We start from the raw sequence: 14,182 nt of genomic DNA on the forward strand, positions 1-14,182 counted from the left end.
GACTTCCTATCCGACGTCTGCGGAGGTCGAAAGAGCGGAAGCCAGTGAACAAAATTTGCCGACGATCGTGGTGGTGGATATGCAACGAGCGGCAGGGATGCCACTCGACGGCACAAAGGAACAGGAGTTGTCCGCGCGGTGCAAATCTTGAGCGGGTTTCCCCTGGTGCGTCTTCAGGCCGACGTGACGCCGCCCCAGCAAGCGGCGATTAGACGCCGAACAGACGGCCGGTCGTCTTTCGACGCTTTGCGAGCACGCCTTCCGGGATCACGCGACCGCGCCATCTGGGCGAGCAGCAACGCCGCCAGGGTGTCGACCTTCTTCGGGGGCTCGCGGACGGTGATAGCAGCAGCCGCGTAGGAGGGCGTACGGTGAGACGCCTTCCAGCCTGGACTTACACGGTCGAGATGGTCGACAGGGCGGCGCCGCGAAAGGGTCACCTGATGGCAACCGGGGACGAGGCGTCGGACCGCACCGTCCAGTGGCGGGTTCCTGCGCTGGCTTGAGTGGACGGATGACGACACGGACGAGTCCGGCTAGCCGTTCACGCTGGCCGTCGTCGCTAGCCTGCGGGCCGGCGGCCGGTTGGAACTGGATCCAGCGGTGACGTTCCTGGTCGACGACAACCGCCGGCGGGAGGAGCGCCGGATGCCCTCGAAGACGATCTGCATTGCCAGTCGCGGAACCATCTAGAACTGGGGCTCATCCAGCCACGGTGGCGCGGCCGGGGCATCGCCGGCATCTCGTGAGAGCCGTGGTCGTACAGTGCCGGACGCAAGCTCAGCGACTAGTGGGTGCTTTTCACCGCAAAGCGCGCTAAGTGCTCTCGCTACCTCATATATGTCCGCCTTAACGTAGGTCGTTGTCGTCCCGGCGGCAGATCTGCCGTCGTGCCCAGCGTAAGCGCGAGCGATGCCATAGCCGAAGTTGCGCTCTACCCAGGTCAGAGTCGTGTGGCGGAGCCAGTGAGTGCTGACTTGCTGCGCAGCGATCCAAGGCAGCGATTTGCCTAGCCGCTGCCAGATGTAGTCGTAACGACGGCGCGTGATCGGTGCCCCATTCCGATACCTCAGCAGCTGGCCGCCAGACCCTCGATCCTTGTTGAGTTGCGCAAGCGAACGGGCCAGCGTTGGCGAGATCGGCTGCCACCGCACCGTCTCACCCTTCTCTCGCAGTTGCACGAGACAGCCGTCGAGGTCTAGGTCTTCTCGTTGAAGCGCGAGAGCACCACCTCGCCTACAGGCCGTCTCCTCGTGAAGCCTGAGCAGAATCGAATCAAGCCGGGGATCATTTCCGGTATTTGCCACCATCTTGTTTATCCCAGCCAACTGATTGTCAGAAAGCGCCCGGCGAGTGCTTGCAATGCGACGAGGCTTGGCGACCCTCGCAGCGGGATTCGCCGTTTCCGAAATCAGCCCATCAGCCACCGCGTAGCCGTACAGGCAACGCATGGCTGATATGAAATGTTCCACTGCGGTTCGTCCGCCACGTGAATTCCGGCGCACGACGACGTTCTTCTTGATGAACTCGGCGAGGTGCCTTATCTCCATGGCCGAAGGTTCGTCTATGCGCCGATCACCCCAAACTTCTTCAATTTTTCGCCAGTAGGTCCCATACACCCGACGCGTGCCTTCGGCAACAGCGCCGGAAACTCTTGAAATATGCTCGCTAAAAGTTGGAATTTCTTTCGACGGTGCAGCGCCTTTGAAGACTTCTTCGGCACTCACCCCCAGCCGGTCGATCAAAAACCGCACTGCCTCCAACTCCGCGCCGCCTCTCAGGCGTCCACCTACATCGTCAGCCATGCTCTGTCACCCTTCTCAGAGATTGCTGGAGCCCGAGCGCGCGGTCGAGCCTATTCATGGTAAATAGCCGGAGTTCCACGCCTCGCAAGTCCGCTACCATCAGGAGGCGATCTATCGGCCTGATTCCGACGGCGAGTCGGACGCTTGACGGAATGAACAGGTGGCCTTGCCGGGTGACTGTCCACATGCCTGACCCTGACCTTGTCACGCGGAGGGACCCGGGTTCCACCTCGTATTCGATTGGTTGAAGGGCGCTCCACTGCATAAGGCGGAGCGCCGATCGGTCGGCCAAGCGGCCCCGATCATTAATAGGGGTCACGCAATAGTAGAATGGCGATTTCTCTACTTCTTCGATCAGCTCGGCGAGGGGAAAGCCTCGATGGCGTGCTCGAATGGAGGCCTCAGCGTCATCCGAGCCGCGTTGATCGCCAAATTCGCCATCCTCCCAATTGGGCCAATCCTCGCTTGACGGAAGCACTCCTCCCACTTCCGTCGCCTCCCTTCGTCCGCCACCGGCCCACGGCGCCCGTAGGGGCCTCTCCCACAGAGAAGTGCCACGCTGCCCCCAGCCCGCTCGTCGGCTCTGGCTAGGTTCGCTTCGAGAACCAGACTTGAAAATGCACCCTCTCATAATCGTGAACTACCGAACGGGCGCTAGACCGTCCTAGGACAGCAGTAATTGTCTGCTGGTTTGCTCTCTCCTTCCGCTGGCCGGGCCGGCCTCGACGAACGCCGGGCCCGGCCAGCTGCCAAACGGCAGCATCGCTCGCTACTTCGATGCTGCTCTTCCTTCCGCTTTGTTGCCTTCGCGGGAGTTAGAGACCACAGTCAAGGGAATCCTTAGAGAAGCAACTGAACCTTCTCGTTTGACTTCAGATCGACGGCCGATCCGCGCCACGGTTCGTAGCATCGGCGTGTTCTGTGATTGGATATGCATGACAACGGCCCTTTTGCCGCACTTCTCTACGTAGTCCAGCAGACGCCGCAGCAGGCCCGTCCCGATGCCACGCCGCTGCCAGTCCTCTCGCACAAGGAGACCGACCTCTGCATCAACACCTTGAGCGATCAGGTTTGCCACAGCAATGATCGGCTGGCCGTGCTCTGACCGGTCATCACTCACGAGGTGGAGGGCCGCACGGTGAGGACGTCACCATTCGCGAGGGCAAGTGGTTCTGGTCTCACGTCCGGCTGATTAGGCACCTTCCGTTGTTCGGAGGCGCCGCGATCTCCGGGCAGATCGGGAGTGAGGCCGGCTGCCGCGGATCCCGCGAGAGCTGCGTAGTCCACACCGCACAGTTCGACCGACAGGTCCCACAGCAGGCGGCCCGCCTGCGCGTCGTGAGAGTTGACGCTTGATTTCTCGATTGTGGCGGGGCCTCGCGTTCGCCACCAACGGCTTGGCCCGAGGTATACGCCGGATGGAACGTCGGCAGTGGCAGCGCGCAGTAGGGGCTGCGCGCCGTCTTCTGCCGGCTGCGCGATGATGGCGCCGATTGCCTGTAGGGCAGCCACGCTTGCTCGGTGTTTCGGGCTTCGCGGCCTGGGCCACAGCAGCTGTGTTGCTGCCCAGCCCGGGTGGCAGGCGATGCTGCGCATCGGGGCTCCGGATGCGGCGATCAGGCTGTGGAGGTGGTAGGCGAACAGGAGGTTCGCGAGTTTGCTCGCACTGTAGGCGTGGTAGATGTTGGGGTTCTGTGGGCTGGGCCATTCTTGCGTGTTCAGACGCGCGGCGCGGTGGGCGGTGCTGCTGACGGTGACGATCCGCGCGTCAGCTGCGCCGATCAGCTTGTCCAGCAGGAGTCCGGTCAACGCGAAGTGGCCCAGGTGGTTGATACCGAAGCAGGCTTCGAAGCCGTCGAGGGTTCGCCATCCGGGCTCACCGATCACCCCCGCGTTGTTGATCAGGATGTCGACGTGTGGGTGACTGTCGATGATCGCACTGGCCGCGGCTCTGATGGAACGAAGACTTCCTAGGTCGATGCTGACCTCATCGATGACAGCGTCGGGGAACTCATCGCGGATGGCTCGGGCCGCCTCTGCCATCCGGCCCGGGTGCCGGCAGGCCAGGACGACGGTTGCTCCTGCTGCGGCGAGTTGACGGGCGGCTTGGTATCCGATGCCGGCGTTGGCGCCGGTGATCACGGCGATCTTGCCACGCGCGTCGATTGGCGCCTGTCGGGTGTCGTTGGCTGCCCGGAGGGCAGCGCGGGACCGAAGTCCCGACGCTGCCTCCCGTTCGCCGCCCGGCCGAGGTTGATCGGTCGGCATAGTCAGCGGCTGGTTCACCAGTCACCGACCGCGGAGGCACCGTTGTAGGTGCCGAGGTTGACGCTGATCCAGATGCTGAAACGGGTGCCGTCCTTGACGTTGGTCGCCAGATTTCTCCACTGCCGCGGCGGTACGTAGGTCCAGCGGTTGGCGCACGTCGCCCGGCCGGAGTAGACGACGCACGCATGGAAGGGTGCACCCCAGCTGCCGCCGTCTCCGGTGTTCTTGACCTGGATGTCGCGGCACTGGCTCGTGGTGCGGTAGGTACCCGTGCGCGGTGCTGATGCGACCTCCACGCCGTCGAAGACCATGAAGTTGTCGGCCAGGCCGAAACTGGCGCTGTAGGGCGCACTGCGGCAGCCGGACGCTGCCTGTGCCGGTGCCGCCGCCACGGCGAGTCCGACAGCGATGACCATCAGGCCGACGACGGCGGACAGGATCTGCCGGATCTTGCCGGTCGTCGGCTGCTGGTCGACCTCGGGCGGCGGCTGGATGGATGCTGACATTGCTCCTCCTAGGTTCTTGCGGGACAAACGGCAGCGGCCGTGGAGGGAGCGGCGCGCTGGTGGTTGGGTTCGGCGACGGTTGCCGTCGAGCCCGTGTGGGGGACGTTCAGACCGGTCCCGGCGGCGGGGATGGCCGCGGCGGGATCGGGGCAAAGGGCCGGCCGGAGGGCGCGGCCGGGCTGTAGTAGCGCCTCCAGGACGGGTCCTGTGGGGTCATGGGGTAGCTGTTCAACCAGGTCCAGTCACCGACGACGGTGTGTTGCTGATGACAGGCACCGCCGGCCACCGCGCTCTGGTAGCCGATGCCGGCGTTGACGCCGGTGATCACGGCGATCTTGCCGCGCGCGTCGATTGGTGCCCGTCGGGTCTTGTTGGCTGCCCGGAGGGCAGCGCGGCACCGAAGTCCCGACGCTGCCTCCCGTTCGCCGCCCGGCCGACGTTGATCGGTCGGCATGGTCAGCGGCTGGTTCACCAGTCACCGACCGCTTTCGCACCGAAGTAGGTACCGAGGTTGACGCTGAGCCAGACGTTGAAGCGAGTGCCGTCCTTGACGTTGGTCGCCAGGTTTCGCCATGACTGCGTTGGGACGTAGGTCCAGCCGTTGGCGCAGGTCGCTTGGCCGGGGTGAACGACGCATGCCCAGAACGGTGCGCCTCCTGAGCCGCCATTTCCGGCGTTCTTGACCTGGATGTCGCGGCACTGAGTAGTGGTCCGGTATGTGCCCCCGGACGGAAAAGAGGCGACCTCGACGCCGGCGAATTCGCCATAGGTGTCGTAGATGCTGAAGCTGGCGCTGTAGGGCGCGCTTCTGCAGCCGGACGCTGCCTGCGCCGGTGCCGCCGCCACGGCGAGCGTGGCAGCGATGACGATCAGGCCGAGTACGGCGGAAATGGTCCGCCGGGCTCTGCTGCCAGCGCTCCGCGGATCGCGCTCGTAGAGCGGCTGGATTGATTCGGACATTGATCCTCCTAGGTGTGTGCGGGACAAACGGCAGCGGCCGTGGAGGGAGCGGCGCGCTGGTGGTTGGGTTCGGCGACGGTTGCCGTCGAGCCCGCGTGGGGGACTTTCAGACCGTTCCCGGCGGCGGGGATGGCCGCGGCGGGATCGGGGCAAAGGGCCGGCCGTGGGGCGGCCGGGCTGTAGTAGCGCTTCCAGGACGGGTCCTGTGGGGTCATGGGGTAGCTGTTCAACCAGGTCCAGTCACCGACGACGGTGCGGCCGGCGGCCTCTTCGCGGCGGACGAACCGCGCGAAGTGCTCGCTTTCGCGGTGATGGTCAGTGATCGTCACGCCGGCGCGGTCGTAGCTGTACAGGACTGCTTCCTGGAGCACGAGCAAGGCTTTGTCGTGTCGCAGGCGGTCGTTCTCGTCGAGCTTGAGGCCGTCGATGACGGCGGGTATCTGGTGGTATCGGTCCACGTCGGCAAAGTTGCGCGCGGCGATCTCGGAGCCCATGAAGAAGCCGTTGAACGGGGCGGGGTACTGCACGCCGCCGATTGAGAGCAGCATGTTGCTGATGACGGGCACCGCCGGCCACCGCAGTCCGAGGTCGGCGATCCAGCGGTGCTGCGGGTGCTGGATCGGAACTTCGAGGATGTCGGTCTGGTCGACGGGTAGCGCGTGTAGGTGGCCGTCGTCGGTGGCGACGATCCACGGCAGGATGTCGAACGGTCCGCGATCAGGTGGGCCGGGCCAGCCAAGGGCGGTAGCCAGGCGTGTGAGTGTGCGATTGGCGGGATCGCCGAGGATGTGTTCGCGATCGGTCCAGGCGGCGTACCGGACGAGCTGCGGGTTGATGATTCGTACGGGCGCGGGGCCGCCTGCCAGGACGGGCGGGAAGATGGTGATGGTTGACCGGATGCGGCCGGCGTTGGTTGCTTGATGCAGGTGGCTGACGAGTGCGCGATGCACGGCGGTGACGTCGGTCGTGCAGCGTTGGTCGTGTACCTGCAGGCTCTGCCAGCGCAGTCGGCCGATGCAGCGGGCGGAGTTGCGCCACGCTACCCGGGCACCGTAGGTCAATTCGTGGGTGGTGTGCCGCCATGTGCCGGTGGTGGTGATCTCCGCGCGGACATCGCGCCAGCGTCGGGTGAACCCTGCTTGGCCGGTTTCATGGTGCAGCAGGCGGAGGAACGCGTGCGCTTCGTCGAGAACGGAGTTCTGCCTCGTCGACGTAGCTGGGTTGGCGACGTCTGGGGTGTTCATCCGTCGACTCCGGCGTTCGGGTCGGCGGGTGGGTGGTGGCGGAAGACCGGCTCGTTGCGGGCGTCGTGCAAGTAGGGGGTTCCTTGGGTGTAGCCGGTGCCGCTGCGCTCGGGTCCGAGGACGCGCACGGCGAGGCGGTAGTGGGTCTGCCGCCACTGGGTGATCGCTGCGGTGAACTCGCGCATCGCGGCGGTGAGGAAGGTGTCGCTGGAGGCTGACTGCCGAGCCGCCGCCAGGGCGTCATCGAGACTGACCTGGCCTTGCATGATTGCCGTGCGGACCTCGGGAACCGACAGGTACGCGGCAGAGTTCAGACGCTCGCCGTCAGGTGTGCGGCACAGCGATTCGAGCATCTTGTAGTGGCGGGACTGGATGGCGCTCGCGCCGTCGGTGTACGGGCGAAAGGCGTGGAACGCTTCGGGCTGAATCGTGGCCAGCAGCGGCCAGAGCGAAGCGCTCTCGCGCAGCAGCGACGCCGCTGCGGACAATCTGGTCGCGGCGAGCGGCATCCGGCTGGCCTGGACAGCGTTGATGATCTCGGTAAGGTCCGTCGCCAGCAACGCGAAGGTCGTCTCGAAAGCCTGCAAGACCCGAATAAACATCCACTCGTCGTGCATCGTGTGTACCGGCAGCATGCTGACCTGCAAGGCACGTCGGTCATCGGCGGTGAGGTCCACGTTGACGGCGGCGGTCACGCGTCGCAGCTGAGCGATCTCTGAGGGGTCCGTCGTGTCCTCGACGAAGCTGAGGCGCCGCAGGGCTGGCATCACCGCGCGGAGCGCGTGTCGCAGTCTTTTGGCTGTCACGGGCGGTGTCGGGCGCAGTTGTGGAAGCGGCGCTTGGTCGTCGTGGGCAGCTCGGAGCTCGAAGGCGATGAGGTCTGTCAGCAGGATCGCGTGGAGGCGGTCGCGGTTGGCGAGCTGTTGCGCGGCCGGGCCCGGACCCTGGTTCGGGTCGGGAATCGGCAGGAGAGCCAGCCCGAGGTATGAGCGGTAGTCGAAGGTGCCATCGGTCTTGTCGAGTGCGCCGGAGAGGAACGCGGACAAGTAGGTGGTGCTGGTGCCGTTGAGCTGCGGGAGCCGGTCCCTTGCGGCGATCAGCGCTTGTGACCACTGGTCTGGGACGAAGTGCTTGCCGTAGTGCTGGTAGGCCGTCACGACTGCGTCGAAGGGGAAACGGTCGGCCGAGGGGCGGCGCTGCGCCAGCCACCGCTGCAGGGGGTGCGCGCTGGTCACCGTGATGCTCCGATCGGCGTCCCGCTGCGGGATTTGATTCGGTACTTGGCGATGGCGTCGCAGAGCGCGTCGATGTCGCCTGCGTTGGTGTAGGCGTGCACGGCGAGGCGTACAACGCCGCGGCGGGGGGCGACGGCGATGCCGTGGTCCTCAAGCCAGGCCGCCATCGTCCACGCGCGTGGCTCTCTCAGCGTGAGATGGGCGCCTCGCTCGTCCACGCTGCGCGCCAGGTCCACGATCTCGCCTTGCCGTGTGAGCCGGTCGGCGGCGCAGTCCAGGAGCCGTTGCGTGTGTTCACGGACCGCGGTCAGGTCCAGGTCTTCGATCAGCGACAGCCCAGCGACTGCGGCGTACGCCGCGGCGACCGATGGTGTGCCGGTCTCGAGGCGGCGGGCGTGCGCCGGGAAGTCGAGCCGCGTCGCGTCAAAGGCGTGCGGATCGATACGGCCGAGCCAGCCGGTCAGGGCCGGGACGGGTCCGTTGGGGTGGCGCGCGTAGAGGAACGCGATTCCCGGCAAACCCAGCAGGTACTTTCCGGTGCCAGCCATCAGGTAGTCGCAGCGCAGCGCGTCGACGTGCAATGGCATGACGCCGGCGGCCTGGTAGGCGTCGACGATCACGGCGGCGCCGGCGGCGTGGGCGGCGTCGGCGACGCGTCGGATGTCCAGGCGGGTCGCGTCTTGATGAGTGACGGCGGGCACGGAGACCAGCGCGGTGTCGGTGGTGATGGCGCGCAGGTAGTCAGTGGAGCTGACCCGGCCGGTGCGGGGGCCGCACCAGCGCACTCGCGCTCCGCGGCTTTCCTGGGCCAGCCATACGTGTGCGACGCCGGGGAATTCGGCCGTGGTGCTCAGCAGTTCGCGTCGGCGCCGCCAGCGCAGGCTGGACACCGCTTGGTGGGCGGCGACGCTGACGTTGGGCAGGATCGCGACCTGGTCGACCTCGGCGCCGATGAGTCGGGCGAATCGGTGCCGGGCGTCGGTCACCTGTTCCTCGGCGGCGCTCCAGAAGCCGGGGCGGGACAGGTCGTCTAACATCGCGGCCAGTGCCTGATCCATCGCGGTGCTGCGCGGAGCGATGCTGCACGCGGCCAGGTGCACCGTCTGCTCCAGGCTCGGAAATCGGCCGCGGATGCCCGCCGGGATCCGGACGGCTGGGGCGCTCACTGCTGGGCCTGCCTGCTCTGGCGACCGCGAGGGCTGGATTCGGTCAGCTCGGTGCGCGCCTCCCACAGGGCCGCGAAGTGGCGATGCGAGATGAGCCGGGTGAGGCTGTCGACTGGGGTGTTGCGGGTGCCGAGCACGCCGTGGCCGATGATGCGGGTCGCGATGGTGTAGTGCTGGGTGCGCCAGAGCGCGATCTGCTCGTCGAGAGACACGAGCGCGTCGGCGAGCCGGTACAGCGGGTCGGATGGCTGTCCGCGGTAAAGGTCGATCGGGGTGAGGTCGAGTGAGGCCAGTAGCCGGCTCAGCGCGATGTCGAGTTCGGTGGCGGCCTGGCGCAGCAGTCTCCAGCCGGGCGATTCGAAGCCGGAGCCGTTGCCGAGTTCAGCGCGGAAGGACGCGAACTGCATCGGGTGCAGGTGCCGCAGGATGTCAAGTTGGTGGGTGACCAGCCGCAGGCTCTGCGCGGCCCGCTGGACAAGCAACTCGGCAGCGCCGGGGTGGTCGTCGGCGATGTGGTCGAGCGCGCGCGCCAACTCGTCGTAGATCAGCTTGAACCACAGTTCCGATGACTGGTGAACGACCTGGAACAGGAGCTCGTCGGGGTGCGCCCCCTCGGTGGTGCTGCGTTGCAGGGAGAGCAGTACGTCGGTACGCATGTAGCGGGCGTAGTCGGTCGCTGCGGTGCCAGGCAGCACTGCGGCCAGGGGTGTCGTGGACAAGGGTGGTCCTCCGCATGGATCGGATCGGTTACGCCGCGGCACGGCGGGGACGCTGTATGGGGTTCGGCGTGAGGTAGGGGTCAGGCGCGCAGCGCGGACAGCGCGGACGCGGCCACGCGGGACATCGGCTCTACCAGGGCGGGGTCCGGGGTTGCGTTGAGGCGCAGCGGAGCGGCCGTCAGCGTGAGGTAGAGGTTGGCGTCGTAGGTGACGATGTGGCTTCCGGCCGCGTCGGTGTACGCGTAGGCGCCAGCGCCCAGGGAAGAGATGTCCCGAACGGACTCGGCTTCGTCATGAACGCGGCGCAGTCCCTCGTACATGACCCGCCCGGCCTCCGGCGCCCCGATGGCGGCCGCCACGGTCACGACGACGCCTCGGGGCAGTTGACCGAGCGTCGCCGTACACGTCAGGTTGGTGGTGGCACCGACCGGACGGCTCTGGTGCTGTTGCTGTCCCACCGGGCCGAACAATTCGCTCAGCGGCCGGAGATCCAGCGCCGGACACAGCGCGTCAACGCTTCGGTAAGTCACGGGCGAGCCCGTGGATGTCCCAGCAGTGCCGAACCCGGCGGTGCTGGACGACGCCACCGGCGCGGTCACGGACGTGTCGTCGGCCTCCGAGCAGCCGGTCAGTGCCGACGCCGAAAGACCAAGGAGCATGACAAGAGCCGCAGCAGCTCGGCGAGCAGGCAGGCTCACGCGGTGCCCTGCGCCATGGGCAGGGGGCATCAGCGCGAGAGCTCCCTGCCGTTCTCGGCTGCCCCTCACGCCAGAGATGGATTGATTTGCTCGACCGTTCATTCGGCAGCACCTAACTGGGGGCACAACGCATCAGCCCACCGCAATACGGCGGCGAGCCCGAACCCATGTCCCTCCCCCGTTGTCGAGGACTGGGTTCTTCGGCATCGAATCCACCACAGCACCTTTGTGTGTGTCTACCAATGCGACTACACCTAGCCGCATACCAAACAACCACATCGACCAGCAGCAACCGTTTTGAGCTGCACAAACAGTGGCTATAAAGGTAGATCGCGGAGATGGTGAAGCTGGTGCCCTGGTGGTGGAAACGCTAACGTCCAATCCGCCATTGGATGCGGCGGAGGGATGCAAGACCGCCGGCCAGAAACATGCAACACGGGGAGGTAATAGATCGTGAATCAACCTGAATCGCAGGTGCGGCAACGCCTAGCGGCATTGGCGGCTTCGGCGTTCGCCCTTGCGGCGATCGGCGCGTTTTCCGCGTCACCGGCGAGGGCGGAGGTGAGCCCTTCCAGTTCGGCGACCCCTACGGCCAGCCCCGACAAGCCGAAGCCGCAACGGTCCACCGTCGAGACGGAGCCCTCAACGTCGGGGCCGACCGCCACCAGTGCTCCCGACCCGACCGATCCTCCGCCGGAGCCCGACCCCACCACTCCCCCGCCCGATCCCACCACCGCGCCGCCGGAGCCCGATCCGAGTACTCCCCCGCCCGACTCTCCGCCCGCGCCGGAACCAACCCGGGCAAGTCCTCGGCCGTCGAGCAGTGCGCCAGGCGGGGTGCGGACTCCGCAGCAGCGAGGCGGGGGTGCCACGGACCGTGGCGACCGGCCGAGCAACGACGGCGGTACCGCGGAATCATCGGAGCCATCTCTCCCAGTGACCGGCGGGAGTATCGCTCCTATCGCTGCCACTGGGGGCGCGGCCCTCATCGCCGGCGTCGCGCTGCTGCTGGCCGGCCGCCGCAAGCCACGATGAGCACAAGCTGGCCCAGCTGACGCAGGCGGAAGGAGCAGCCAGTGACGACGCAGCACCCGGACCGGGCGGTCTGGCCATCCTCGATCGAGGACGTCCCCACCACCGCGCCCGGCCGGGCGCCTGCGGTCGAACCCGTTCGCCGCACCGCTACCCCACCTGACAGCGGCATCCGCACCGGCACACATCCCGCTGGCTCCGACCCGATACGGTCCTTGCCGTCCGGTGACAGAAGCGGCCGACGGAGGCGATGGGCGCGCGGACCCGCAGCGCTCGCTCTGGCGGCCCTGCTCACGGGCGCATCCATCGGATTCGGCCTGCGCTACACGGTCGTGCCACCGCCTCGTCACACACCGACGGCTACGGCGCCCACCGCATCGGCTGGCGCAGCGTTCGCGCAGCGCCAAGCAGCGGTCAACCGGGCTAGCCTGCCGACGCCCGACATCGCGGACTTCGCCGGTCCTTGGCTCGGCAAGGTCGGAGGGTGTTCCGTCGATGCCATCAGCGAAGCGCAGCGCGGCAACGGTGAGACGACTCGAACCCGCTGCACGGCAGGCATCGTCACCAGTTACTGGATCACCTACCGCAACCTCGCCGACCGGGAGGCCGCAGAGGCCCGATACCGCAGTCAGGCGGCGAACGCAGCCACCCTGGCACCGGGTGCGGCGCCGCCGACGCAGCAGAGCACCGCGGCCGGCCGCACCGTGCAGTACATCGAGTACGCCTACCGAATCCCCACCGGCGACCGCGCGGGACAGGTCGTTGTCGCCATCTGGTGGAGCGACCCCACAAAGCCCATCGCAGGAGTCTTCACCTGCTACTGGGCTGAGCTGGCATCCTCGTGGCTGCCACTACGCGACCTGTGGGCACAGGCCGCCACGACGCCCGGTCAGCGGTAGCCAGCAAGTGCGGGCAGCCGCCCGGCGGCGATCTCCTCGACGGCGTGATGCACCTCCGCCGCCGGTACGACGACCTCTCGGCCCGCCCACGGCACGGGAAGTGTCGCCTGCCCGCACCGCCCACACCACGATCCCGCCTGCCAGACCTGCCACGCACGGCCAGCCAAAGTGCCGCTGCGGCGGCTACTCAACCGAGCCAGCGCGAGAACCGCTGCAGGAGCACCCACCAAACCGACGAGACCCATCATCAGGGCGCATGCCGCACGGTCAGCTGCTGGTCCCGCGACAACGCCGTACGCCAGCAGACACAGCAACCCGCCGCAGACCCCCGCCAACACCATGGGCCGGTGGGGCGACCGCGGCTGAACCGGCGGCCGCAGGAGGTCCGCCAGCCCCGTCGTCGACGTCGTCACGCTGCGGCCCCGAACCACCAGAACTCGCGGTGCCAACATGGTGGTGCGGGTGTGGGCCGTCCTCACCCCTGCGGCGTAGACCGAGGCCAAATGGCGTCGACCGCCGGTGGCGCCACAACACGGGCTAGCGACACGAGATGACATATCCCGAGTATGAACGCCTGCACCGACATAGCGACGACTAGCGCTACAGCGTCCCACCGTCACGCCCTGTCCCTGCACTGGATGCGGCGCTTTCATACCGGCCAATCGGGCAGCCGACAGTCAGACTCGGATCCCCACGCCTCCCACCATCGGCGACCTCTCAGGCGCACTCGCATACGGGTCAGATCCATCCCCGAGGGGACGCCATTCGGAAAGGCGCGTCAATCCCGGCTCCAGCAACGAGAAGTCACCGAAGAGCGGGGTGATCTCCTCTGGGGACCGGAGGGTAATCTCGGTGCGAGCCTGTGTGCGGTACACGTCTTTCGCTACCTGAACGGAGTCCTCGCCGTGGGTGTCTACCGCCACATGGCTGAGGTGGGAGATCGCGATGGCACTCCCGACGACAAGGCGATCTCGCAGAGGGGCGACGACGGCCTCGACCTGCGACGGGGAGACCTGCTGAAGGACCGCGAAGTACAGCAGCGCGGCCGGCTGATCCAGATCGAACAGCGTCGCAAGATCCCCCTCCGCGAGGGCGTCGAGAACCAGATCTGGCCGTGTGAAGTCACCCTCGATCGCCCTACAGTAAGGGTTGCCGGAGAGGATTTCGTTGGACGCGACGATGGCGACCGGGTCGATGTCGACGTACAGAACGCGTGCCGTCGGATCCACACGTTGAACGATGTGGTGGACGTTTCCCTGCGTAGGAATTCCCGAGCCGAGGTCAATGAACTGCCGGATTCCCCGCTCCGCCAGCACCTGAACCGCTCGGCCGAGGAACTGCCGGTTTGACAGCGCGATGTCGGCGCTCTCCGGTACCACCCGCTGAAGCGCCTGCGCCGCCGCGCGGTCAGCTGGGAAGTTGTGCTTCCCGCCCAGCAGGTAGTCGTACATCCGAGCCACGGTTGCCCGTCCCCCGGCAGATGCTGGCTCCTGGCCCGTCTCGTCGCTCACCATGCGCCGCTCCCCGTTCTGTACAGGACGGCGGCGAGCGCCGTCCTGTGTGACCTCCGTTGCGGACCGGAAGCCTAGCGGAGAAGACCACAGTGGCGTGACGGCAAGCGGCGGTGTCCGTAGGGGCTCCGTGACTCAG

General features: G+C 66.8%; 13 protein-coding genes. 1 reads left to right on the forward strand and 12 read right to left on the reverse strand.

The window, feature by feature from the left end; genetic code table 11:
- Nucleotides 1-689: 689 nt before the first annotated feature.
- From AB0A90_RS17005 to AB0A90_RS17055, 11 genes are all read right to left on the reverse strand, one after another.
- Nucleotides 690-1,805, reverse strand: a complete 1,116-nt coding sequence (locus tag AB0A90_RS17005) for a site-specific integrase (RefSeq protein ID WP_357248110.1) — start codon at nt 1,803-1,805, stop codon at nt 690-692.
- 769 nt (nt 1,806-2,574) lie between these two features.
- Nucleotides 2,575-2,925: a GNAT family N-acetyltransferase gene (locus AB0A90_RS17010; RefSeq protein WP_357248113.1), complete on the reverse strand. Its 351-nt coding sequence runs from the start codon at nt 2,923-2,925 to the stop codon at nt 2,575-2,577.
- Nucleotides 2,922-4,091, reverse strand: coding sequence for an oxidoreductase (locus AB0A90_RS17015; RefSeq protein ID WP_357248116.1), 1,170 nt, complete (start codon nt 4,089-4,091; stop codon nt 2,922-2,924). The genes AB0A90_RS17010 and AB0A90_RS17015 overlap by 4 nt, the downstream gene beginning before the upstream one ends.
- Nucleotides 4,088-4,579 (reverse strand): hypothetical protein, encoded by a 492-nt coding sequence (locus AB0A90_RS17020; RefSeq protein WP_357248119.1) that lies wholly within the window; start codon nt 4,577-4,579, stop codon nt 4,088-4,090. Before AB0A90_RS17020 ends, AB0A90_RS17015 begins: the two co-directional genes overlap by 4 nt.
- 106 nt (nt 4,580-4,685) lie before the next feature.
- Complete coding sequence (locus AB0A90_RS17025; protein WP_357248122.1) at nt 4,686-5,051, reverse strand: hypothetical protein; 366 nt, start codon at nt 5,049-5,051, stop codon at nt 4,686-4,688.
- Nucleotides 5,048-5,539: a hypothetical protein gene (locus AB0A90_RS17030; protein ID WP_357248124.1), complete on the reverse strand. Its 492-nt coding sequence runs from the start codon at nt 5,537-5,539 to the stop codon at nt 5,048-5,050. The genes AB0A90_RS17025 and AB0A90_RS17030 overlap by 4 nt, the downstream gene beginning before the upstream one ends.
- Before the next feature lie 8 nt (nt 5,540-5,547).
- Nucleotides 5,548-6,783: a nitric oxide synthase oxygenase gene (locus AB0A90_RS17035; RefSeq protein ID WP_357248126.1), complete on the reverse strand. Its 1,236-nt coding sequence runs from the start codon at nt 6,781-6,783 to the stop codon at nt 5,548-5,550.
- On the reverse strand, nt 6,780-8,018 hold the full coding sequence (locus AB0A90_RS17040; RefSeq protein ID WP_357248129.1) for a tryptophan 2,3-dioxygenase family protein: 1,239 nt from the start codon (nt 8,016-8,018) through the stop codon (nt 6,780-6,782). The genes AB0A90_RS17035 and AB0A90_RS17040 overlap by 4 nt, the downstream gene beginning before the upstream one ends.
- The gene (locus AB0A90_RS17045) at nt 8,015-9,055 is read right to left on the reverse strand and encodes an aminotransferase class V-fold PLP-dependent enzyme (RefSeq protein WP_357248768.1); all 1,041 of its coding nucleotides are present in this window, start codon (nt 9,053-9,055) and stop codon (nt 8,015-8,017) included. The genes AB0A90_RS17040 and AB0A90_RS17045 overlap by 4 nt, the downstream gene beginning before the upstream one ends.
- A 125-nt stretch (nt 9,056-9,180) precedes the next feature.
- A complete protein-coding gene (locus AB0A90_RS17050; protein ID WP_357248132.1) occupies nt 9,181-9,903 on the reverse strand; it encodes a tryptophan 2,3-dioxygenase family protein in 723 nt (240 codons plus the stop codon).
- An 80-nt stretch (nt 9,904-9,983) separates the two neighbouring features.
- Nucleotides 9,984-10,361, reverse strand: a complete 378-nt coding sequence (locus AB0A90_RS17055; protein WP_357248135.1) for a hypothetical protein — start codon at nt 10,359-10,361, stop codon at nt 9,984-9,986.
- A gap of 1,604 nt (nt 10,362-11,965) precedes the next feature.
- Between AB0A90_RS17055 and AB0A90_RS17060 the strand changes: the two genes are divergently transcribed.
- Nucleotides 11,966-12,532: a hypothetical protein gene (locus tag AB0A90_RS17060; protein ID WP_357248137.1), complete on the forward strand. Its 567-nt coding sequence runs from the start codon at nt 11,966-11,968 to the stop codon at nt 12,530-12,532.
- 677 nt (nt 12,533-13,209) lie between these two features.
- Here the strand turns inward: AB0A90_RS17060 and AB0A90_RS17065 are convergent.
- A complete protein-coding gene (locus AB0A90_RS17065; protein WP_357248140.1) occupies nt 13,210-14,046 on the reverse strand; it encodes an SAM-dependent methyltransferase in 837 nt (278 codons plus the stop codon).
- Between the last annotated feature and the right edge of the window lie 136 nt (nt 14,047-14,182).

The organism is Micromonospora sp. NPDC049204 (assembly GCF_040647935.1).
Classification (GTDB): Bacteria; Actinomycetota; Actinomycetes; order Mycobacteriales; family Micromonosporaceae; genus Micromonospora.

Coding starts and splice junctions, on each gene's coding strand:
- AB0A90_RS17005 (WP_357248110.1), bottom strand. CDS start 1,805: ATGGCTGACGATGTAGGTGGACGCCTGAGAGGCGGCGCGGAGTTGGAG.
- AB0A90_RS17035 (WP_357248126.1), bottom strand. CDS start 6,783: ATGAACACCCCAGACGTCGCCAACCCAGCTACGTCGACGAGGCAGAAC.
- AB0A90_RS17065 (WP_357248140.1), bottom strand. CDS start 14,046: ATGGTGAGCGACGAGACGGGCCAGGAGCCAGCATCTGCCGGGGGACGG.
- AB0A90_RS17020 (WP_357248119.1), bottom strand. CDS start 4,579: ATGTCAGCATCCATCCAGCCGCCGCCCGAGGTCGACCAGCAGCCGACG.
- AB0A90_RS17030 (WP_357248124.1), bottom strand. CDS start 5,539: ATGTCCGAATCAATCCAGCCGCTCTACGAGCGCGATCCGCGGAGCGCT.
- AB0A90_RS17045 (WP_357248768.1), bottom strand. CDS start 9,055: ATGTTAGACGACCTGTCCCGCCCCGGCTTCTGGAGCGCCGCCGAGGAA.